Origin of the sequence: Photorhabdus sp. RM323S, from assembly GCF_042879375.1 — a bacterium.
Lineage (GTDB): Bacteria > Pseudomonadota > Gammaproteobacteria > Enterobacterales > Enterobacteriaceae > Photorhabdus > Photorhabdus tasmaniensis.
Map to the genome: position 1 here is coordinate 1 of NZ_JBHFKZ010000012.1, position 21,492 is coordinate 21,492.

The following is a 21,492-nucleotide window of genomic DNA, read 5'->3' on the forward strand; positions in this document are numbered from 1 at the left end:
AGAGGATAGGTTCATCTTTCGCTGTGACTTTAAGATGTTCATAATATTCAATAAATTGTCTCTGTTTTTCCGCCTCGAATTTATGAGGGATCCCACAAGGTTTTTTATAAGAAAACCCCTGACGGTGTAGCCATTTATTCATGCCTGGAATGCTAAAGGTCATATTCCAGAGCTGAGCAACATAGGCCACGATTTCATGTGTGTAATGGAAAAGATTTTGAGATAAGTGGTTGATGAAAAAATCAGTTTGCTCTCAAGAAAGTAAACTATCAGACCCCCCATTATCAGATTTAAGTTTCCCCTGATTGAGGTAATCACGGATATGGCGGTCAACGGTGGTCTGATGGAGTCGCAATGCCTGGGCTATCATGACAGAACTCCAGCCTTCAGAAGCCAGAAGGATAGCTTTTATTCTGTCTCGTACTTGACCATCACGAGTGGTGTCGTGAAGACGTTCAAGTTTGATTTTTTGTTCTGATGTAATAAATATTTTCATAGCGAGGATAATGATCTCCATTTCGGATAAAATCAAGCATCTTCAATGATTACGGGTATATATAAAAGACGGAAGCGGATTCGACTAATAAGTACAGTTTTTTAAATGACATTAATCATTAACAGAAAACTTAAAATAAATCAGCGAGAAAAAGAATATTTTCCGTAAAAAAAAGAGGTGCCTTTATACTACCAAGCTATTTATGGGTTGATTTATGAAGATAAAATACAAGAGGGTAACTTGTGAAAACTACTCAAGATTACCAGTAAAACAGCTTCAATAAAGATAAAAAGCGAATATAATTAACGTTGATTAAACGTAAAATACAATATACCATGATGATTAAATTTAATAAAAAGCAAATAAAAAAAACGGCTAACACCTTATTATACTAATTAAAACCAGAGATTAAAAAGATGGCTTTTAATAACAGTTAAAAATCTTCCTATCATAAATCTTTCAGTGAAAATGAGAAAGATCATTTTCTTTATTAATGCTTATATACACCGTAAAAAAACAAATAAGAATATAAAATAAGTTAATCAGATAATATATTAAAAAACAATCGACTTTAATAACATTTTCAACCTAGGGAATAAACTTTTTCATAAACCATGTGGATTCATTTAATAAAATAATCCCTAATAAGAATGATATTAATTAAATATATTTGTAATCTCCTCATAAAGTTATTTATTTACGCCTTCTATCACTCATATTTTTAAATATCAATGCTAAAGCAGCTAAAATAGCAGGAATGGATAAAATTGCAAAAATACTGCTATGATTTAATTCAAATCTGATCAATTCTGCTCCAAATAAAGCACCGCAAATTCCACCGAATCTTCCAAATCCTAACATCCAGGCAACCCCCGTTGCCCGACAATGAGTCGGATAAAATTGTGCGGAGATGGCCCCCATTGATGCTTGAGCGCCATTCATTGTTATTCCGGCAAGAAATATAAAAATACTCAGTAATAATACATTCTCTCCCTGACCAATAAAGAAAACAAAAATACCCGCTAATATATAATTAGTTGCTACCACTTTATGAGGATTAATTCGATCCATTAACCAACCGGAAAAAACAGCGCTTATTACGCCCCCCAAAGGAAATAATGCTGTCAGTGTTGCCGCCATGCTAATACTGAAACCAACATCGTTCATTAAAAACGGCAACCAACTTGTCAGCACATAAAAAACCAACGCTCCCATGAAATAAGTTGTCCATAACATGCTAGTCCCAAGTAAGAATCGATTAGATAAAACCGCTTTAACTGACGACTTATGTATAATTTCTTCTTCATCAAAGATAAACTTATTTATATCATTTAAAGAATTACCGGTCATTTTAGACAAAATCCGCCTTATATTACCTTCGGCTCCCCCTTTCAAAGCCAGATACCTAAGTGATTCAGGTAATAAAGAGAGGAGAAATAGAGACAGAAATAATGGCAAAATCCCCCCTAAAATCAGAACACCCCGCCAACCAAAATATGGAATAATCCATGCGGAAACTATTCCCCCTACTGCTGCGCCAAGAGGAAAACCACAAAAAACGATATTTATTAACAAAGATCTCCGATGCTCTGGTGCATATTCAGACATTAGAGTTACCGCATTTGACATTGCGGCACCAAGACCTAACCCAGTCAAAAAACGCAAAATAGTTAATGTCTGTATTGAACCGGCTAAAGCTGTGGCAAGACTAAATAGGCCAAAAACAGTGACTGATGTCATCAGCACTGACTTTCGACCAAACCGATCTGCAAGTGGCCCAGAAAAGATCGAACCCAATGATAACCCAAAAAGTGCAGCGCTCATAGTTGGCCCAAGAATAGCACCTTCTATTTTAAAATCATTTATTACTGCTGGTGCAATATATCCCATTAATACAGTGTCAAAACCATCAATAACAACAATTAAAAAACAGAGAATTAATACTTGCCATTGAACTTTCGAAAGTTTTTGATTATTAATAATATGTTGGACATTGACTGTTTTAGTGCTATTCATATTGAATCACCAATCGTAAAGAAAACTGTTTTAATACTTTCTGTGTTAATTTTATTTATGCTTATATTATTACTATGAAAAATATAATTGACGTTATTATTTTTAATTTATTACTGCATCAACTAACCCGAAATATGAAACTAAAGACATTAAGGCCCATCAATAGAAGTCTTTCAGGGTAAATATTACCACAAGATTACCGGATATATCTCGAATAAAGGGATAAGAATTAAAGAATTGCAGATAAAAAATCGCATTGATAATAATGAAAAAATGTGATTCTAAGAGCCTATCCCACCACAGGTTCACTCTTTATTACAAAGAAGAACAAATAAAATAGCCTTAATGGGATAGGTAGTAAAAAAGCATAACAAGAAAATGAAAATCAGGGGCAAGATTACACCTGAAATTTTTATAATCCCGGAGCCTTCCATAATGAAGTTGTCAAACCATGATCGACCAAAGTTAGCTGATCGGCATATATCGCCTGCCAATTCTTTTTAGCCTTTTGATACACTTCATAATGTTCAGGGTTTGGCTGATATTCATGTTGCCAACGTACCAGCTTTTCCCCCGTCGTGCTCATGGCATCATAAAGTCCAACCCCTACTCCAGCGGCGATTGCACATCCCAAGGCAGTAGATTCTTTAACCATTGGTACCCGAACCGGCAGCCCTGTCACATCAGATAAAATCTGGCTCCATAATTTTCCTTTCGAACCACCGCCGGCAAATACCAATGAATCCGGTTTAACCGCCGAAAATGCAGAAATCAAATCCAGATTACAAGCCGAGACAATCGCCGCATTTTCTTCCAATGCGCGGAATAATGTCGCTTTATTGCATTTCTCAGGATCTATCGACAGGTTAATAAAAGAAGGTGCCGCGTGATACCAGGCTTTAAACCGCATTACATCAGAAAAAATCGGCATGATGCCATAAGCGCCAGCGGGTACTCTGGCGGCCATATCTTCCAGTAAGTTATAAGTATCAACACCAAGACGCTCCGCCAATAATTTCTCTTCCGCGCAAAATGCATCCCTGAACCAACGCATTGTCAAACCGGTAAAGAAACTGATGGATTCCGCCTGAACCATACCGGGAATAACATGCGGGTTTATCCGTGTATTCATATTCGGGTCCGTAACCGGCTCTGGCAAATTGACAACCTGCTGCCAAAAAGTACCACCCAGAACCGCAGTTTGTGCCGGCTTGACAACCCCTAAGCCAAGACAACCGAGCTGTACATCACCTCCCCCCATAATGACCGGTGTTCCAATATTAAGTCCGCATTGAGACGCGGCTTTTTCAGTGATGTAACCTAACAGGGTTCCTGTCTCTTTTACCGGAGAAAGAATATCAGAACGTAAACCGGCCATCTCAAGCAGGTTGGGACGCCAGTCACGGCTTACCAAATCCAGCATTCCGGTTGTACCGGCATTAGAGGGATCGACGGCCAATTCACCACTGAGCATATTTGCCAGCCAGTCACTGATCATCGTTAGGGCGGCTGCCTGACGGTAAATATCCGGACGGTGATGCGCAAGCCATAACAGACGGGGCATCGCCCCCAGTGCTAACGTTTGCCCTGAACACTGATAAACATCATATTCAAAGGTGTTGTTATACAGCGCTTTCAATTCACTCACTTCACGGCTGGAACGCGCATCCACATTGGCACAGGCCCAAATTGGCTCACCGTTGCTGTTATAAAGCACGATCCCTTCCCGCATGGAGCAGGACGCCACCCCCTGGATAGCACTGGCGGGCAATTCCGCTTTTTTCAGTGCCTGGCGGATACACTGGCAAGCCAGTTGCCAGTTCTTCACTAAATCAAACTCCATTGAGCCCGGTACATCAGGTACAGGCTGATGTATCCATTCAGCCTGCCCTGCGGCTATCTGATTCCCTTCAAGATCAAATATTACTGCACGAACACTCCCTGTTCCTGCATCAAGCGCCATCAGATATTTTCCCGATGGATTAACACTACGGCGTTGATTCATGATGCTATCCTCAGTTTAATGACTTTTTGAACTTATAGCCTTACCTCAAATTTTTTCTGTTTATTTGCGGATAGATGGAATGCGAGTTCAGCGCAACAAATTCAGCATCGCTCTGGCGGTCTGCTCTTCCGTTACCAGCGCATTGATATATTGACCATTAAGTGCAGCAACAATGGCTTCCGCTTTATCCTCTCCTCCCGCAACCCCAATAACCGTTGGAATCGTTTTCAGTTCCAGCATAGAGATGCCAATAAGTTCTTGATGAATCTGCATATTGTCCACCAATTGACCATCCGCTTGCATAAAATAACCAAGGATATCGCCCACCGCGCCTTTCCGGCTAAACATCAGTTGTTCACCACCGCTGATATAGCCAGAACGCATAATGGTCGCCTGCTGTTTCTGATTAACCGCGCCGATACCAACGATAGCCGCATCAGCCGCGCAAGCCGCCAACAGCACATCACGGACGCTGCTCTCCTGACGGAATGTTTCGGCGACCTGAGCAGTCGAAGCACGCAGTGGTGTGGGGATAATACTGATTGGACAGGCGGCATCCAGTTGGCCGATGCCGGTCATATAAGGACCAACACCACCAGATAACGTCACTAGCCTGATTTGTTGTGATGAGATAAAACCACTGAGGTGCTGCAATGTGCACATGGTGGTTTCACCAAACCCGACTGCCAGTAATTGCTGTGGTTCAATCAACGCCATCAGCAAATGGGCCGCCCCAACCCCCAATCTGGCATTAAGATTCATATCAGCCAGCGCAGGTAAAACGCGCACTTGTTTCAAAGAGAAATGTTTTTGCAGGGTATCTTCCAGCTCCAGACACCCTTCATAACGAGAGTTAATTTGTACCCGAATCACACCTGACTGCCGCCCTTTTTCCAATAACCGGGAAACTTTTAACCGGCTCAAACCCAACAGATCGCCGATGTCCCCTTGTGTCAGGCCATCGTGATAGTAAAACCATGCAATACGCGCAAGCAGCTCTTCTTCACTCATGCTATTACCCGGATAGGTGTCCTCGGACGACACATTTTTCTCTTTAACTGCTTTTTCTTTCGCTGATTTTATTGACATAACCACTTCTTTTATCCGCACTCAACAGATAACCATTAAAACGTATAACACGCCAGAGTCTTACCGTAAAAATTTGAACATAATATTACGCAGATCTAATTTTTTCACAAAATGTGATCTAAATAGTGCCAATGTCACAATTTAACAGCTACCATGTTGAACAATTGTTTTTTAGTTACATAAATGTTCATTTTGTTTGCCTCAGCACCTGCATTAAGAGGATGCCGCGATGTTACATAACAACACCGCAGTACCACCGCTATTAGAAGTCAGTGGCATCAGTAAGCAATTTTCCGGCGTAATGGTACTGAAACATATTGATTTTACTCTGCTTCCAGGGCAGATACATGCTCTGTTAGGGGGTAATGGTGCAGGCAAATCAACACTGATGAAGATCATTGCCGGTATAGAACAACCGGATAAAGGATCTATCAAGATTGATGGCAATAATGTCAGCCATCTCAATCCCACCAAAGCACATCAACTTGGTATTTATCTGATACCACAGGAACCCTTGCTGTTTCCTAATTTGTCTGTACAGGAAAATATACTGTTCCGTTTGCCCAAGCGTCAGGCAGATAAGGCCAAAATGAAACATTTGCTGGCATTACTTGGCTGTCAATTAGATCTCAATGTCAGTGCGGGCAGTCTCAATGTTGCCGATCAACAACTGGTCGAAATTATGCGTGGCCTGATGCGTAATTCAAACGTTTTAATTCTCGATGAACCTACCGCCTCCCTGACACCGGCAGAAACCAAACGCTTATTTACCCGGCTCCGTGAACTACAGCAGCAAAGCGTCGGCATTATTTTTATTTCTCACAAAATCCCTGAAATTCGCCAGCTGGCGGATCAAGTGAGTGTCATGCGTGATGGCAGCATTGCGCTGAGTGGTAAAACCGGTGATTACACAACCGATGACATCATTCGAGCCATTACCCCCACAGCAAAAAATAACCCCTTAACCGACACAGAAAAATTGTGGCCGGAGCTGAACAATAATCAGCAAAAGATCTCATCTGATTTACCTGTATTGACCGTGACTGACCTGAATGGTGAAGGTTTCCGCAATATCACGTTTTCCATGAAACCCGGCGAAATTCTGGGTTTGGCCGGTGTTGTCGGTGCGGGTCGTACAGAATTAGCTGAAACACTTTATGGCCTGCGTCCTGTGGTATCTGGTGAAATCAAATTAAAACAGTGTTCAATTACCAAGCTAAAAATCGTTCAACGTCTGAAACAAGGATTGGTCTATTTACCAGAGGACCGACAATCATCGGGGTTATTTCCGGATTCATCCCTAAGCTGGAATATCTGCGCGTTAACCCATAACAACAGCTCATTTTGGATACACCCGACCTATGATGCCGCCGTCGTTGAACGCTATCGCCAAGCTTTAAATATCAAATTCAGCCATATCAATCAGCCAGTCAAAACCCTGTCTGGAGGTAATCAGCAAAAAATTCTGATTGCTAAATGCCTTGAGGCTCACCCCGCAGTGCTCATTATTGATGAACCCACACGTGGCGTGGATGTCGCGGCACGCAATGATATTTACCAACTGATTCGTCATATCGCCCAGCAACAGGTGGCGATCATTTTTATTTCATCCGATCTGGATGAAATAGTTCAGACAGCGGATCGGGTATTGGTGATGCATCAGGGAGAAATTAATGGCGAATTGATTCAACCTCAGATGGATGTCGATACTATTATGCATATCGCTTTTGGTGGATATAAATCACAACAGACTGTCCCCACCATAAAAACAGATAAGGCGACATCATGTTGAGATTTATCCAGAATAACCGTGAAATAACCGCATTGATCGCCATTCTTGGCCTGTTTGGCTTACTGGGTGTTATCGATCAACAGTATTTTAGTTTGCAAACCGTTACCCTGATTTTCAGCAGTGCGCAAATCCTTATCTTGCTTGCGATGGGTGCGACACTGGTCATGCTGACCCGCAATATTGATGTTTCTGTCGGCTCCATTACCGGCTTATGCGCGGTTATTATGGGGATGTCACTAAATGCAGGATTCAGTTTGCCCGTTTCCTGTCTGTTCACTCTTCTGCTCGGTATGTGTGCCGGGTTGTTTAACGGCGTGCTGGTCACCTGGCTGAAAATTCCCGCTATTGTTGCCACCCTTGGCACGCTGGGGCTTTACCGTGGATTCATGCTCCTGCTCACCGATGGTAAATGGATTGAAGGTTTACCTGATGAACTGAAAAGTCTTTCCGCGCCGCTATGGCTGAATATTTCCCCCATCGGCTGGTTGTTAATGATTCTGATACTGGCAATGGCCTGGATACTGGCAAAAACCGCTTTCGGCCGTGGCTTTTACGCAATAGGTGACAACCTGCAAGGTGCCCGTCAGCTTGGTGTTCGTACAAATAGCATCCGAATTATCGCTTTTTCAGTTAACGGCGTGATGGCGGCTCTGGCCGGGATTGTTTTTGCTTCCCAGATTGGTTTTATCCCCAATCAAACCGGTAATGGGCTAGAAATGAAAGCGATTGCCGCTTGTGTGCTGGGCGGTATTAGTTTGCTCGGCGGGACAGGTTCGGTAATTGGTGCTATTTTAGGCGCATTTTTTCTGACCCAGATAAACAGCGGATTAATACTGCTAAAACTTCCTGCCTGGTGGAACGATTTTATTGCCGGATTTGTTCTGTTGGCCGTGTTGGTTTTTGACGGACGCCTTCGTTGTGCGATTGAAAAGAATATCCGCCAGCAGAAATATGCCCGTTTCCTCAAAAATGACAACAATGATCAGGTGACATGATGAATATCGGTCAGCGTTATGGCTGGGAATTAACCTTAACTGTATTACTGGTTATGGAAATTTTGTTATTTGGTATAGCAAACCCACGAATGCTGGATATCAATATACTGTTATTCAGTACCAGTGATTTTATCTGTATCGGCATTGTTGCCTTGCCACTGACGATGGTTATCGTCAGTGGTGGTATTGACATTTCATTCGGTTCAACAATTGGCCTGTGTGCAATATCGCTGGGTGTGATGAATCAGGCGGCGATCCCGATGGCCGCCGTCATTCCCCTGACGCTGATGGTCGGTGCAATGTGTGGAATCATCAATGCAGCGCTGATTTTATACACCGGCGTTAACCCCTTGGTTATTACGCTCGGTACGCTGTACCTGTTTGGTGGCAGTGCGCTGCTGCTTTCCGGTATTTTCGGCGCCACAGGTTATGAAGGGATTGGCGGCTTTCCACCGGCATTCACTGACTTCGTCAATCTGACTTTATTGGGTCTGCCTGTACCATTAACTCTGTTTATCATCTGTGTACTGGTTTTCTGGCTTTTCATGCATCGTACTCACAGTGGACGCAACATTTTTCTGATGGGTCAAAACAACAAAGCTGCCCACTATGCCGCCATTCCGGTTGCCCGAACCCTGTATCTTATCTATTCCCTGACAGGTATCGCCGCCGCTATCGCCGCTATTGTGCTGGTTTCCTATTTTGGATCGGCGCGTTCTGATCTTGGTTCGTCATTTCTGATGCCGGCAATCACCGCCGTGGTATTAGGTGGGGCCAATATTTACGGCGGCTCAGGTTCAATTATCGGTACAGCGCTGGCTATGCTGTTAATCGGTTATTTGCAACAGGGATTACAGATGATCGGTATACCGAACCAGATATCCAGCGCCCTTTCCGGCGCACTGCTGATTATTGCGGTAGTAGGCCGTTCAATCAGTTTACATCGCCACCAAATCCGTGGCTGGATGCAGCGCTGGCGCAATCAGAGATTACCTTCCTGATTGACAGAGGTAATGCCATGCTGAAACCTAACAATGAGGAGAAAGTAATGAAAGCACCAATCCTGAAAAAACTGGCGCTGATCAGTGTATTAAGTCTGGTTTGCACCTCTTGGGTACATGCGGCGGAAAGAATCGCTTTTATCCCTAAACTGGTCGGTGTCGGCTTTTTTACCAGTGGAGGTCAGGGGGCCGTAGCAGCCGGAAAAGCGCTCGGGGTCAATGTTACCTATGATGGACCAACAGAGCCCAGTGTTACCGGACAGGTCCAGCTTATCAATAATTTCGTCAATCAGGGTTATGACGCTATTGTGGTGTCTGCGGTTTCACCGGAAGGCTTGTGTCCTGCACTCAAACGGGCAATGCAGCGGGGAGTGAAAATTCTGACCTGGGATTCAGACACTTCACCGGAATGCCGTTCTATCTATATCAATCAGGGAACACCAAATCAACTGGGCGGAATGCTGGTAGATATGACCGCTAATCAGGTGAAAAAAGCGCAGGCCAAAGTTGCATTTTTTTACTCCAGCCCAACAGTCACCGACCAAAACCAATGGGTAAAACAAGCCAAAGATAAAATCGCCGCAGAACATCCGGGTTGGGAAATTGTTACCACTCAGTTTGGTTATAACGATGCGACAAAATCCTTACAAACTGCGGAAGGAATTTTAAAAGCTTGGGGTGATCTCGATGCGATTATTGCCCCGGATGCCAATGCGCTGCCTGCGGCTGCACAGGCTGCGGAAAATCTGAAACGACAAAACGTTGCAATAGTGGGTTTCAGCACCCCCAATGTCATGCGCCCTTATGTCGAACGCGGAACCGTGAAGCAATTCGGGCTGTGGGATGTTGTTAGTCAAGGCAAGATTTCAATCCATGTTGCCAACGAATTACTCAGGAGAGGTGATTTAAATGTCGGAGATAAACTCGATATTCCTGATATTGGCACCGTCGAAGTTGCACCAAACAGTATTCAGGGCTACAGCTATGAAGCCAAAGGAAACGGTATTGTTATTTTGCCTGAACGGGTGATTTTCACCAAAGACAATATCAATCAGTACGATTTCTAATTCTACTGTCCGGCAATCTCCGCCATTAAGGGTTGCTGGCCCAGTGTAAGCTAGTTAGGAGAGGAAAAATGGCAGATTTAGACGATATTAAAGATGGTAAAGATTTTGGTCTTGATGTCCCGCAGAAGAACCGTTTATTTGAACTGAAAGGCTGTGGTGCACTTGATTGGGGAATGCAATCACGACTATCACGTATTTTCAATCCCAAAACCAATCGAACTGTTATGCTGGCTTTCGACCACGGTTACTTTCAAGGGCCAACAACTGGCCTTGAACGCATTGATATCAATATTGCCCCGTTGTTTGCACATACTGATGTATTGATGTGTACCCGCGGTATTCTTCGCAGTCAGGTTCCGCCCGCAACCAATAAACCAGTGGTGTTACGTGCTTCCGGTGCCAACTCGATTCTGACGGAATTGTCCAATGAAGCAGTCGCTGTTGCTATGGAAGATGCTTTGCGCCTGAATGTCTGTGCGGTAGCCGCTCAGGTGTATATCGGCTCTGAACATGAGCATCAGTCGATCAAAAATATTATCAAGTTAGTCGATCAGGGAATGCGCTATGGGATGCCAACCATGGCAGTCACCGGCGTTGGTAAGGATATGGTGCGGGATCAGCGTTATTTCTCTCTGGCGACCCGTATTGCTGCTGAAATGGGCGCGCAAATTATCAAAACTTACTATGTCGATACTGGCTTTGAGCGTATTGCCAGCGGATGCCCAGTACCTATCGTGATTGCTGGTGGTAAAAAGCTGCCAGAAAAAGAGGCGCTGGCGATGTGTTATCAGGCAATTGATCAAGGCGCTGCGGGTGTCGATATGGGGCGCAATATTTTCCAATCCGAAGCACCGGTTGCGATGTTGAAAGCTGTTCACGCGGTAGTACACCAGAATGAAAATGCCAGCAAAGCTTATGAATTATTTTTAAGTGAAAAAGGGTGAGGAGAATTAAAATGCATGTCACTATGGTTGAAATTAATGTTAAACAAGACAAATTAGATAAGTTTCTTGACGTTTTCCGCTTCAATCATCTGGGTTCAATTCAGGAAGAAGGTAATCTGCGCTTTGATGTATTACGGGATGAAAATATTCCTACCCGTTTTTATATTTATGAAGCGTATGTCGATGAAGAAGCTGCCAATGCACATAAAAAAACACTTCATTATCTGAAATGTGTTGAAGAGCTTGAATCCCTGATATCTGAGCCAAGGAAGAAAACCGCTTTTATTGGTGTGATGCCAGAAGTGAAATAAGCCACAGCAATATAACGATAAGAGATAATGCTGTTTACAATTTGCTGAAAAACCCGGGGTGGAATATCCCTCCCGGGGATCCTGTTCCTGCGTTTTTCTTGCCGATCAGTAAAATCAATGAGCAATAACTCCTAACAGAATATCCAAGTACCAAAGCCAACATTGTTGAATGTCATATTAGCAATACCGATATCGCTAATGAATCATACCAAGCGAGTCATCAGGATGAAATTTTGGTTTACAGTTTAAGCCACTCAATGTTACGTAAGAAAAATGTCAATCATCAACCGGTGATAATTAAAAAGCCTGTCGATAAATCAACGCCTTTATTAGGTGTTACAATTTCCAATAATGAATTATTGGATTGCTTCATTGATCTTTATCGGACAAGTTCAAATAGAGGACTGGAATTATATTTTAAATTAAAGCTCATCGGAGCTAAGATATTGGAATACAGTATCCTCCATCCTAACTTTTTAGAACATAATGACCAACAACCTCAAGAAACATTGTTATTAATATATAAAAGCATAATATGGATCTATATTATTGTAGGGACGAGTGGTTATAGTACATGGGAAGATACGGTATATTAATACCTAATAAAATCTCCACTTCTTTGGTAGGTGGGGTTTTACAACTTTAAAACAGGCTGCGCTTTGTAAACTATTAAATAAGTCTCAATTTTCTTTATTTTCTTTATTTTCTTTATTTTCTTTATTACGATAAAATTTATTCACAGGCAAAAGACAAGAATATACAGTTAAAAAAAACAAAGCTCCATAAAAAATCGAATCGTAATCGTAATCGTAATCGTAATCGTAAATACTAAAATAATGTGGAAATATATATATCAGCACACCACCATTTACTGCAATATTATATTGAACAGTATCAACAACTATAAGAAAAATAGTAAAAAACACTGCGTGAATATGGAACTTTACGTACCTCCTAAGCTTAAAAAGCATAATAAATACGAAAATAGACATTAAGTAATAAATAATAACAAAAAAGAAATTATAATATGATAATGTCACATCATTATTCATTTTTTTCACCATTACCTTTGCTCTTCTTTTCTTTTTCCTCACGATAAAATTGACTCACAGGCATCAAACAGGAATATATAATTAGAAAGAACAAACCACCAAACCGAATTGAACTATAATCGTAAATACTAAAATAATGAGGATATATATATATCAGCACCCCACCATTTGCTAAAATATTATATTGAATAATAGTGAAAACTGAAAGAACAATAGAAAAAAACACTGCTTGAATATAATCCTTCACGTGCCATCTCAGCTTAAAAAGTATAATAAACACTAAAATAGATATTGCGTAATAAACAATAACAAAAAAGATATTGTAATATGACAATGTCACATCATTATTCATTTTTTTCACCATTAGAAATCGAATAAATACTGAAACCAGTCACAGCATCACCGATAATTTCAGCAATCAAAGGTACTTTCCCCATCTCTTGCCACCCTCTGATGTAATCAGATTTAATATATCTAAATAGACGAAAAGTCCCAAGCCTCACAATAGATCTTACCATTCCGTACCCAGACAACCCCAGATCTACATAGCCGTAAACTCTATCACCATCAGCTTCACTATAACCAAGTGTTTTAGCCACATCACGATAAACATCTCTTGCCGGATCTGAAACCTCCTTTCTTAATAACAGGTAATACCCATTCTCATAAACATTATTTCCTCCTTGCACCAATAATGGAACACCAAAACCCGTACAAGCTGCACCAAGAGAGGCCACGCACACCCCAATACCTGCAAAAATTTGAGAGCCACCACTAACAAAACCAACTTGTTTCAAAAATAACTGTAAACCCTGAATCCGTGGATGCTGATTATAGATTCCAGTGGATAACCAATATTATTAAACCACAATAAATAAACAATCAATAGGTTTTCCTGCTGACAAAATACACCAGAATGAAAATACTAGCAAAGCCTATGAGATTTTTAGGTGAAAAAGAATTAAGCAGGACAAATTCAATAGAATTCTCTATATAATACTTATTGAATTCTTCTATTAAATCATCTTAGTTCAATTCAGGAAAAAGTTAATCTACATCTTTGAAATAATTCAGAGCATCTCCTTTATCTCCAGATTATTTTATGTTCCAACAGGATATTGAACGGATCACTGAGATACGGTGCTCTGCCCTCTCCGTCTTCCGACACAAAATTAATCCTTTATGGATTGAGAAGGATCTTAGTTCCGATTCATGTTGTTCCAACTTATTTCAACCGAAATAATCACTGTTTCTAACAGTGGAAATCCTACTGAATAAAAAATAACATAACTTGATTACGGGATATTTATATCATCAAAAGATGACCTAGTGGGAGAAATAACAATGAATAACCATTATGATGTTTTGATTATTGGCGCGGGTATTGCTGGCATTGGCGTAGCATGTCATTTAACAAAGAAATGTCCTGATAAGAAATTTATTATCTTAGATCGTCGCCATACGATAGGCGGTACCTGGGATTTGTTTCGCTATCCGGGCATTCGCTCGGATTCAGATATGATGAGCTATGGCTATAAATTCAGCCCTTGGACAGACACCAGTATTTTTGCAGATGGGCCTTCAATTAAAAGTTATATCCATGCAACAGCAAAAGAGTATGAAGTTGATAAGAAAATACAGTTTGGGCTAAAAATCACTCAGACTGACTGGTCAAATGCAACTCGCCAGTGGACCGTCACCGCAATTGATGAAATCAGTGGAGAAACCCGGCAATTTACCTGTCATTTTCTCGTCGCTGCAACAGGTTATTACAACTATGATGAACCTTATTTACCTAAATTCCCCAGCATTGAAAATTTCAAAGGCCCGGTAATTCACCCTCAACACTGGCCTGAAGGATTGGATTATAAAGGAAAGCGGGTTGTTGTCATTGGTAGCGGCGCAACAGCAGTCACTTTACTCCCTGCTATGGCAAATGATACTGAACATATCACGATGTTACAGCGCTCCCCCAGTTATGTTTTTTCAATACCGGGAAGAGATAAGATAGCAGAGTACTGCAAAGGCATTATTCCACAGCGCTGGATTTACACATTGAGTAGAAATCGCAATCTCTTTCTGTACCGTTTACTTTATAAAACGAGTCGACATTTACCTAACTTGTTGAAATCGTTTTTGCTGGCGTCTGCTCGCAAACGTGTCGGTCCAGATTTTGACATGAAGCATTTTACTCCAAAATATATGCCATGGGATGAACGGCTATGTTTTATTCCCAGTAGTAACCTATTTAAAGTACTGAAAGAAGGTAAAGCCTCTATCGTTACTGACCATATTGAACGCATAACTGAAAACGGTATCTTGTTACAATCCGGCAAAGAATTACCCGCAGATATTATTGTTACAGCGACTGGGCTGAAATTACATTTTATTGGCGGGATTGAACTCTCTATTGATGGGCAAAAGCAGCAAAGTCATGATCGAATGCTCTATAAGGGGACGTTGATACAGAATATCCCTAATTTTGCCTGTCTGTTTGGTTATATCAATAACGCTTGGACGTTGAAAGTTGATCTATCTGCGGAATATATCTGCCGCTTGTTGAACGAGATGGAGCGTCGCGGTGCGACGGTTGTAACACCCTATGCTCAACCAGGTGAAATGCTGGAGGACGAAAATATTTTTGGTGCTTTGAAGTCTGGTTATATAAAACGTGCAGCGGATTCTCTTCCTCGTCAAGGACGCAGTTCAACCTGGCAGGTTCCACATGATTATAAAAAAGATAAACAGGTTTTGGAGCAGCCTATCGATGATGCTGCGTTGAAATGGACATAATCAAGCTAAATCAAAAAATCAGTGATTATATCCATTACCAGCCCGTTATCATAAACGGGCTATTAGTTGTCATTCTATTTTAAATGGTCATTTATTTATTCTTGGAACAAGAATAACCAGGTTCATTTTTTACCCATTTCTTTGACAGCCAAGAGAAAATCAATCCAGATATCGCGCCAAAGATATGTGCTTCCGTTGAAATATCTTCTTGCCACGGTAACAGGCCAAATACGATCCCACCGTAGTACACAAACACGAGAATCGCAAAGAAGAAATCTTTTGCTCTTCTCAGGAAAAAGGCGTTAGCCAGCAGTAATCCCCACAGACCAAAAATCCATCCGCTAGCACCAATATGAATAGCAGTGCGTCCAAATAACCAGACTAATATGCCTTCCACAAAGATAATAAATAAGCTAGCTAGCACATAATAACGAATGGAGTGTGTCATCAGTAACGCACTCAATACTAATAATACGGGGAGATTGCTGAACAAGTGCTCCCAGCTACCATGTAGGAATGGAGATAGTGGAATACCGATTAACCCTTGAGCATATCGGGGAATAATACCGAAATTGTTTAGTGCGCCGCCGGTTAAACTATCAAACAATTGGGTTATGATCAGTATTGCTGCTAATCCTATCAGGATACGAAGGTGTTGTTTTAGCTCTATTTTCACTGTGTTGTTGCCTTATTAACCTTATATCTTGATTATCACTTTTACAGTAGATTCAGACTTGGCCTTATCGTTTGGAATGTAAATGTGCCGCTTCTATGCGTTTCGTACATTGACTCAAGCATTTTTATGCCGATAACGTATCAACAGTAAGTTTGTTAGACACTTGTTCAAGCTCAGTCCGATGATTTTCATCACCATTTATACTTCGGTGACTGTTCTGACAGTCACCGTAACATCCTCTTTTAACACGCATCGTTGAATGCTGATTAAGCACTCTCAACACGAGTTAGTGGCGTATTTGCTTAAGCTCGTTCTCGCTCAGACCGGTGGTTTTCATCACCGTTTCACGATCGATTCCTCTGTTCAGCAATGCATGAGCAATTTTCAAAGTTGCCTCTTGGTGCCCTTCCTGGTGCCCCTCTTGGCGCCCTTCCTTGCGTCCTTCCTGACGTGCTTTATGTTCCAATCTTTGTGCTATTGTCATCAGTACCTCCTCATACTTCGGAGACTGTTCTGCCAGTCGCCGGATAAAACCCTCTGGATCGGCGGTATCTCCCGCCTGTAATAAGTAGTTTAGCACGCTTTTTAACTGTTCATCCGTATAGTAATCATACGCCAGCAGTATGACCAACTCTTGCAGCAGCTCCGCCATATCTCGCTGCCGAATATGCTTTTGCACCATTTCCAGTAGCGCGATCCGTTTATGCGTCAGGATTTCATCATCCGGTATCACCGTCACATCGACCAGCGGGAATGGACCGGAATAGATTTCCTTCGCCAGCGCCGGATCATCGAAGCAGTCGAGCCAGTTGGTACTCCAGGGATACGGCTGTATTTTCCCGTGATAGAACAACACCGGAATGACCAGCGGCAATTTTTCATGTCCCTGCTCCAGATGCCGTTGCATGGCTGAAATACTGTAACGTATCAATCGAAATGCTATCATCTTGTCCGGAGAGCTCTGGTGTTCGATCACGCAATACACGGGGTGGGAAAACACCGAATGAGTTATTTAAAGGAATACGAACTTGTTTACTTCCAGACTAACGATGTTGCACTTATCATGTGAATCCGCCGGATTTAAGTATGACAGAAAAAGCTCCACCTGCTGGGAGCTTAATTACTCAATTAAAACAGACAGCTGAATCAGTCAGTTTTTTTATTAAAAATAACTTCATCGAAATCATTATTACGAGTCAACCACAGAGAAAGCGCTTTCAACGAATCGGGGGTGAATTCGTCACAACGCGCGGTGATTTCTTCCGGTATCAGCCAGCACACATCGTCAATTTCCGCTTCCTGTAAAGCAAATGGGCCATGACTGATGCAACTGAATAATGCGCCATAGATACGGCAATTCTCTTCCTCATAATAAAAACTACCATGCTCGGCAAAAGGAACGCCTGCGATACCCAATTCTTCTTCTGCCTCGCGCCGGGCTGCATCCAACATATTTTCACCCGCCAGCGCAACTCCACCTGCGGTCGCATCCAATTTTCCCGGATAAAAATCTTTAGTTTCTGTACGATGCTGAACCAGAATTTTTCCCATACCATTATGAACTACGATATAAGTGGCACGGTGCCGTAAACACTGGGCGCGCATCTGCCGACGTGTAGCCTGAGCAATGACTTCATTGTCTTCATTGACAATATCAATCCACTCAACACCCTCTGTATTCTCTTGTTCCATCTTCAAAAAACCTTTTTTATTAGCAAGAAATTGCAAGTCTATAGAATGGTTAACCTATTCAAAATAACCAAATTGATAGAGGCTCTACGAAGTTATTCGTTTCGGACGCTTCATGCAACCCTTTAACTGAACCCGAAATAGGGCTCCTGATGAACCGTAATGCGATACGGTTTTTACCCGCAGTGATAACGGGGTTGATTATCTGCACCTTATCAACCTCAAAAACCAGAAAAGAGGGGCTAATCCATTTATGCCCCTCATTATGCCAACATTATTTTACAATGACCTACCGTTTGGCTATTAATATCAATTCACCCATTGGGGTACTCAACCCACTCATCCTTTCCACTAATTATAGCCACCTTCGGTATATTCATACGGATCTGCTTTAATCTCAATACCTTATATGACTTAATACTTGCGTAAAACCTGATATTAATGTTACTGACAAGCATTTTCCCATATTCATCACATCCAATCCTCTCCAATCAGTACAAAATTATCCGTATAGCGTTTCAAAGCCAAATTACCCCATTTATTTTGCCTAGTATAAATAAGTGCTTGTGTTAACTGATCATCCATATGTAAAAATAGGCTATTACGTTGCCGAATATCAGAAACAATATCAGACCTTTCCTCCATTGTTCTTTCAAATAATCGCGCTTTATCCCGATAAAAATGATATTTCCTCGGTTCAACCAACTCTGCAATTCGATCACCGATGTAATGAATATATTTAAACATACGGTGATCAGGCAGATTCAAAGCATCTTTTAACTTCGGGTTGTCATTACGAGGAAACCATTTAGCCCTATCAGAGTCACTTATATGTTTAAAAAATTCTTTCTGAATCTCTAATGCTTCCTTCATATTATCTTCCGTCTCATGATTCAATGACGGAATTAAATACAATTTTACGTCGACAGGTAATATATCACTCAGCCGTATAAAGTTATTTGAATCACTCTTTTTTAAAGATTCAATAATCAGATTAGCTTTATAAAAGTGAACTATTTTTCCATGATGCAAGAAAACTTCATCACCTTTTGTCAAACCCAACAATTCAATAGTGCTGAATAAATAGCCCAGCGGCCCCCAATAATCATAAAGCCAGTTATCCAGGTCTTTTTCCGGGGGAGCTGAGGGAACCAAATCATTTTCATTTAGATGACGATAATGTGTAATATCTTCCAGTTCTTTTACCGCACTACGGGTTAATGTCCGCGGCATCCCATAACTGTACAAACAAGGATGGTATTTTTTCAGTTGTGCGCTGTGCAATAATCCCAGAGCACCGCCTAAACTATGACCACAGATAAATAAATTTCGATTTTTAACTAAACTAATAATTTTATCAAACATACTTTTATCAGAGCCGGGAGCTTTTAATTTGCTAATAAGATTAAATGCTTCCCAAAAACCTCTATGGACCTTACCATTTTCAATAAAACCACTACATACGCCGCCTTGACCACAGCCCAACCTCAATGGCTGGTACATAATATCAGTGAGGGCATTATCTATACTGGCCGTCCCCCGCCAACTGACAATAATATCTTGTTGATTCGATGCATAAAATAACTCAGTGTCTCCTAATAGGTTTTGACTCGCTTTCGAATCAATAAATACAACATCAGTGTAACGTTCACGAAATGGCACATCATAAACAATCGGGGAACGCGCTATTTTTTCTATTTTATTGGGTAATTGGGATATATCCAGCATCTGTCGGTTAAAAAAATGGGTAATAGAACCTGCCACATCAACATTATTATTAGAATATGATAGCACCCCCATTAACGCCAGGTTATAAGCATTCACCAAGGAGTAATCAAGCTGATGATGTAACAATAATACCCAGGCCCGAAATGGGCACACTTCCAGAACATACCGGCAATTTATTGAGGGAATTCCAAAACCTTTCGGTACCGGGTCTGGGAAATGATAGCCTGGCGGTTTATCTTCTTTCCATTTATCAATTACAGGTAAGCCATCACTTATCTGACCAATGGTCACATAACGATATTGATGGCCTTCTGCTTTGGTTTTCGATTTGACTACCGATGCATTGATATCGCGCTTTTCTCGTAATGGGCGCTGCTCCATTTCATCGGCTAATGGTTGAGCACTGATATACAACGTTACTGGATCTGGCGACAAACTTTCTTCCCTAAGCAATCCTTGATCATTAGTTACTCCTTTACGTTCATCACACGGCTCCCTCTGGCTTATCAGGCGATAAGGCATATTAACTAATGGATTACCTTGTTCATCAACAAGTTGGAACTCCACCCAATGTTCCATAATTTTTTGACCATCAATAGAGTCTCGTGGGCATAATTCGTTCATAATTATTATTTTCCTTTTTTATTCTGAGAAAGTAATACAACGCTTATTATCAGTTCGATACACTAATAATAGTGGGAGAGAAAATTCATTCTCTCAAGCGTAATATAATAATAAAATTCAATAAATGCCAAATGAATATAATTATGAAAAACCACAGGGCAAAAAATGAGAAAGCAGGAAAAATTCAATTTATTTAATTACTTCGCCTAATAAACATTAAACCTACAAAATAAAAATCCTAGCATTAACTCACTTAACAAAAATTTATTTCCATCATAGGAAAAAACAACATATTGAATAACATGTAAAAACATTTATCACTCTAACTGTCATGATGAATAGTTAAATTTTATTTAAATGAACCAAATAATAAAAACATTCCATTTATTTAAAATCAAAATAACAATAAAAACCTAATGGTAAGATACTAACAATTTATTATTGATATAAATATCATACCAATTATTTAGAATATATTTCCATTTAAACATTATTCAAAAAATATGCAGTTCATTGGTTCTTTCAGTACCTGGCCTATTCACTCAATCTACGAGGATTTGGGGAAACCATAGCCCAACGCGGCGATAAGGTTGACCACACCACCTTATCCCGCTCCGGTTCTTCATAAAAGATGGTATTGTTTTGTTAACACAACAGAACCAATTTATCTGATTAATTTTTACAATATCATCGTCTGTTTTTGATAGACGATCCTGTACTACAACCACATAATTTGGACAATATTTTAGTCGTATTCAATTATTTTTATGAGATTTATTGATGTCCAAATTAGAAAAATTATGTGCAGATTTTGCCGCTCAAACCAACATTATGTTGAATCTTTCTACGGGCGCAGTGCAATTGAATATTGGTGATTATGGCTCTTGGTGGTTAGAGGTGGATTCAACAGGATCTATGCTGACTTTCCATCATACAATCACTTCGTTTGTGGATAATGATGCAGAATTTTGGCTCTCATTAAACAGTAATATCAATATACTTGGAGGAGCATGGATCGCATTACATCAGCCAACGCGAACTATTCGTCTCTGTTTGCTTCAAGATATAACACGAATCGATTCTACTGATTTAGTTAATATTTTGGGAAATCTTCAAAAAATAAGAGCTGAACTCCCTTTACCAGAAATTAAGCAGACCACTTCAGCTTCAACCCACGATATTTTCGTTTGACCTATTTTTTTAGAAAGTAAACT

Annotated in this window: 18 protein-coding genes and 3 pseudogenes; 10 read left to right on the top strand and 11 right to left on the bottom strand. The window is 40.8% G+C overall.

Annotation, left to right across the window (positions count from 1 at the left end):
• The 4 genes and pseudogenes from ACGF7G_RS07765 to lsrR all read right to left on the bottom strand — a co-directional run.
• Positions 1 to 496, bottom strand: a pseudogene (locus ACGF7G_RS07765) (winged helix-turn-helix domain-containing protein); the annotation flags it as partial.
• 693 nt (positions 497 to 1,189) lie between these two features.
• A complete protein-coding gene (locus ACGF7G_RS07770) occupies positions 1,190 to 2,512 on the bottom strand; it encodes an MFS transporter (RefSeq protein WP_387464583.1) in 1,323 nt (440 codons plus the stop codon).
• Positions 2,513 to 2,924: 412 nt separating this feature from the next.
• Positions 2,925 to 4,517 carry an autoinducer-2 kinase gene (lsrK, locus tag ACGF7G_RS07775; protein WP_133814924.1) on the bottom strand — a complete coding sequence of 531 codons (1,593 nt, stop codon included), beginning with the start codon at positions 4,515 to 4,517 and terminating at the stop codon, positions 2,925 to 2,927.
• 87 nt (positions 4,518 to 4,604) lie between these two features.
• A complete protein-coding gene (gene lsrR, locus ACGF7G_RS07780) occupies positions 4,605 to 5,606 on the bottom strand; it encodes a transcriptional regulator LsrR (protein WP_207627112.1) in 1,002 nt (333 codons plus the stop codon).
• 229 nt (positions 5,607 to 5,835) lie between these two features.
• Between lsrR and lsrA the strand changes: the two genes are divergently transcribed.
• From lsrA to tssD, 7 genes are all read left to right on the top strand, one after another.
• On the top strand, positions 5,836 to 7,398 hold the full coding sequence (gene lsrA, locus ACGF7G_RS07785; RefSeq protein ID WP_133814922.1) for an autoinducer 2 ABC transporter ATP-binding protein LsrA: 1,563 nt from the start codon (positions 5,836 to 5,838) through the stop codon (positions 7,396 to 7,398).
• Positions 7,392 to 8,393: an autoinducer 2 ABC transporter permease LsrC gene (gene lsrC, locus ACGF7G_RS07790; protein WP_133814921.1), complete on the top strand. Its 1,002-nt coding sequence runs from the start codon at positions 7,392 to 7,394 to the stop codon at positions 8,391 to 8,393. Before lsrA ends, lsrC begins: the two co-directional genes overlap by 7 nt.
• Entirely contained in the window at positions 8,393 to 9,394 is a 1,002-nt protein-coding gene (gene lsrD, locus ACGF7G_RS07795) for an autoinducer 2 ABC transporter permease LsrD (protein WP_133815011.1), read from the top strand. Before lsrC ends, lsrD begins: the two co-directional genes overlap by 1 nt.
• A gap of 47 nt (positions 9,395 to 9,441) precedes the next feature.
• Positions 9,442 to 10,461 (top strand): autoinducer 2 ABC transporter substrate-binding protein LsrB, encoded by a 1,020-nt coding sequence (lsrB, locus tag ACGF7G_RS07800; RefSeq protein ID WP_133814920.1) that lies wholly within the window; start codon positions 9,442 to 9,444, stop codon positions 10,459 to 10,461.
• A gap of 68 nt (positions 10,462 to 10,529) precedes the next feature.
• A complete protein-coding gene (lsrF, locus tag ACGF7G_RS07805; RefSeq protein WP_133814919.1) occupies positions 10,530 to 11,405 on the top strand; it encodes a 3-hydroxy-5-phosphonooxypentane-2,4-dione thiolase in 876 nt (291 codons plus the stop codon).
• A gap of 11 nt (positions 11,406 to 11,416) precedes the next feature.
• A complete protein-coding gene (lsrG, locus tag ACGF7G_RS07810) occupies positions 11,417 to 11,716 on the top strand; it encodes a (4S)-4-hydroxy-5-phosphonooxypentane-2,3-dione isomerase (RefSeq protein WP_133814918.1) in 300 nt (99 codons plus the stop codon).
• A 191-nt stretch (positions 11,717 to 11,907) separates the two neighbouring features.
• Positions 11,908 to 12,312, top strand: a complete 405-nt coding sequence (tssD, locus tag ACGF7G_RS07815; protein ID WP_133814917.1) for a type VI secretion system tube protein TssD — start codon at positions 11,908 to 11,910, stop codon at positions 12,310 to 12,312.
• An 84-nt stretch (positions 12,313 to 12,396) separates the two neighbouring features.
• Here tssD and ACGF7G_RS07820 read toward each other — a convergent pair whose 3' ends face one another.
• From ACGF7G_RS07820 to ACGF7G_RS07830, 3 genes are all read right to left on the bottom strand, one after another.
• The gene (locus ACGF7G_RS07820) at positions 12,397 to 12,768 is read right to left on the bottom strand and encodes a hypothetical protein (RefSeq protein ID WP_387464587.1); all 372 of its coding nucleotides are present in this window, start codon (positions 12,766 to 12,768) and stop codon (positions 12,397 to 12,399) included.
• Positions 12,761 to 13,015: a hypothetical protein gene (locus ACGF7G_RS07825; RefSeq protein WP_133814916.1), complete on the bottom strand. Its 255-nt coding sequence runs from the start codon at positions 13,013 to 13,015 to the stop codon at positions 12,761 to 12,763. Before ACGF7G_RS07825 ends, ACGF7G_RS07820 begins: the two co-directional genes overlap by 8 nt.
• A 97-nt stretch (positions 13,016 to 13,112) precedes the next feature.
• Positions 13,113 to 13,565: a DUF4225 domain-containing protein gene (locus ACGF7G_RS07830; protein WP_133814915.1), complete on the bottom strand. Its 453-nt coding sequence runs from the start codon at positions 13,563 to 13,565 to the stop codon at positions 13,113 to 13,115.
• A gap of 547 nt (positions 13,566 to 14,112) precedes the next feature.
• On the opposite strand from ACGF7G_RS07830, the gene ACGF7G_RS07835 reads away from it, so the two are divergent.
• The gene (locus ACGF7G_RS07835) at positions 14,113 to 15,561 is read left to right on the top strand and encodes an NAD(P)/FAD-dependent oxidoreductase (protein WP_133814914.1); all 1,449 of its coding nucleotides are present in this window, start codon (positions 14,113 to 14,115) and stop codon (positions 15,559 to 15,561) included.
• Positions 15,562 to 15,652: 91 nt separating this feature from the next.
• On the opposite strand, the gene ACGF7G_RS07840 is transcribed toward ACGF7G_RS07835, so the two are convergent.
• The 4 genes and pseudogenes from ACGF7G_RS07840 to ACGF7G_RS07855 all read right to left on the bottom strand — a co-directional run bounded on the left by ACGF7G_RS07840 (position 15,653) and on the right by ACGF7G_RS07855 (position 20,278).
• Positions 15,653 to 16,237, bottom strand: coding sequence for a rhomboid family intramembrane serine protease (locus ACGF7G_RS07840; protein WP_133814913.1), 585 nt, complete (start codon positions 16,235 to 16,237; stop codon positions 15,653 to 15,655).
• Between the two features lie 286 nt (positions 16,238 to 16,523).
• Positions 16,524 to 17,222: pseudogene (locus tag ACGF7G_RS07845) on the bottom strand (Rpn family recombination-promoting nuclease/putative transposase); the annotation flags it as partial.
• A 161-nt stretch (positions 17,223 to 17,383) separates the two neighbouring features.
• Positions 17,384 to 17,929, bottom strand: coding sequence for an NUDIX hydrolase YfcD (gene yfcD / locus ACGF7G_RS07850; protein ID WP_166295570.1), 546 nt, complete (start codon positions 17,927 to 17,929; stop codon positions 17,384 to 17,386).
• Between the two features lie 468 nt (positions 17,930 to 18,397).
• On the bottom strand, positions 18,398 to 20,278 hold the full coding sequence (locus ACGF7G_RS07855; protein WP_133814912.1) for a lipase family protein: 1,881 nt from the start codon (positions 20,276 to 20,278) through the stop codon (positions 18,398 to 18,400).
• Positions 20,279 to 20,786: 508 nt separating this feature from the next.
• Here ACGF7G_RS07855 and ACGF7G_RS07860 point away from each other — a divergent pair.
• Both ACGF7G_RS07860 and ACGF7G_RS07865 read left to right on the top strand, forming a co-directional pair.
• Positions 20,787 to 20,891 (top strand): annotated as a pseudogene (locus ACGF7G_RS07860) (IS6 family transposase); the annotation flags it as partial.
• A 167-nt stretch (positions 20,892 to 21,058) separates the two neighbouring features.
• Positions 21,059 to 21,469 carry a type III secretion system chaperone gene (locus ACGF7G_RS07865; RefSeq protein ID WP_133814911.1) on the top strand — a complete coding sequence of 137 codons (411 nt, stop codon included), beginning with the start codon at positions 21,059 to 21,061 and terminating at the stop codon, positions 21,467 to 21,469.
• Positions 21,470 to 21,492 lie beyond the last annotated feature (23 nt).

Excerpts from the sequence above, each read along its gene's own strand:
- yfcD (WP_166295570.1), bottom strand. The coding sequence starts at position 17,929 with ATGGAACAAGAGAATACAGAGGGTGTTGAGTGGATTGATATTGTCAAT.
- lsrC (WP_133814921.1), top strand. The coding sequence starts at position 7,392 with ATGTTGAGATTTATCCAGAATAACCGTGAAATAACCGCATTGATCGCC.
- ACGF7G_RS07835 (WP_133814914.1), top strand. The coding sequence starts at position 14,113 with ATGAATAACCATTATGATGTTTTGATTATTGGCGCGGGTATTGCTGGC.
- lsrK (WP_133814924.1), bottom strand. The coding sequence starts at position 4,517 with ATGAATCAACGCCGTAGTGTTAATCCATCGGGAAAATATCTGATGGCG.
- lsrA (WP_133814922.1), top strand. The coding sequence starts at position 5,836 with ATGTTACATAACAACACCGCAGTACCACCGCTATTAGAAGTCAGTGGC.
- ACGF7G_RS07855 (WP_133814912.1), bottom strand. The coding sequence starts at position 20,278 with ATGAACGAATTATGCCCACGAGACTCTATTGATGGTCAAAAAATTATG.
- lsrG (WP_133814918.1), top strand. The coding sequence starts at position 11,417 with ATGCATGTCACTATGGTTGAAATTAATGTTAAACAAGACAAATTAGAT.
- lsrR (WP_207627112.1), bottom strand. The coding sequence starts at position 5,606 with ATGTCAATAAAATCAGCGAAAGAAAAAGCAGTTAAAGAGAAAAATGTG.
- lsrD (WP_133815011.1), top strand. The coding sequence starts at position 8,393 with ATGAATATCGGTCAGCGTTATGGCTGGGAATTAACCTTAACTGTATTA.
- ACGF7G_RS07820 (WP_387464587.1), bottom strand. The coding sequence starts at position 12,768 with ATGAATAATGATGTGACATTATCATATTATAATTTCTTTTTTGTTATT.
- ACGF7G_RS07865 (WP_133814911.1), top strand. The coding sequence starts at position 21,059 with ATGTCCAAATTAGAAAAATTATGTGCAGATTTTGCCGCTCAAACCAAC.
- lsrF (WP_133814919.1), top strand. The coding sequence starts at position 10,530 with ATGGCAGATTTAGACGATATTAAAGATGGTAAAGATTTTGGTCTTGAT.
- ACGF7G_RS07770 (WP_387464583.1), bottom strand. The coding sequence starts at position 2,512 with ATGAATAGCACTAAAACAGTCAATGTCCAACATATTATTAATAATCAA.
- lsrB (WP_133814920.1), top strand. The coding sequence starts at position 9,442 with ATGAAAGCACCAATCCTGAAAAAACTGGCGCTGATCAGTGTATTAAGT.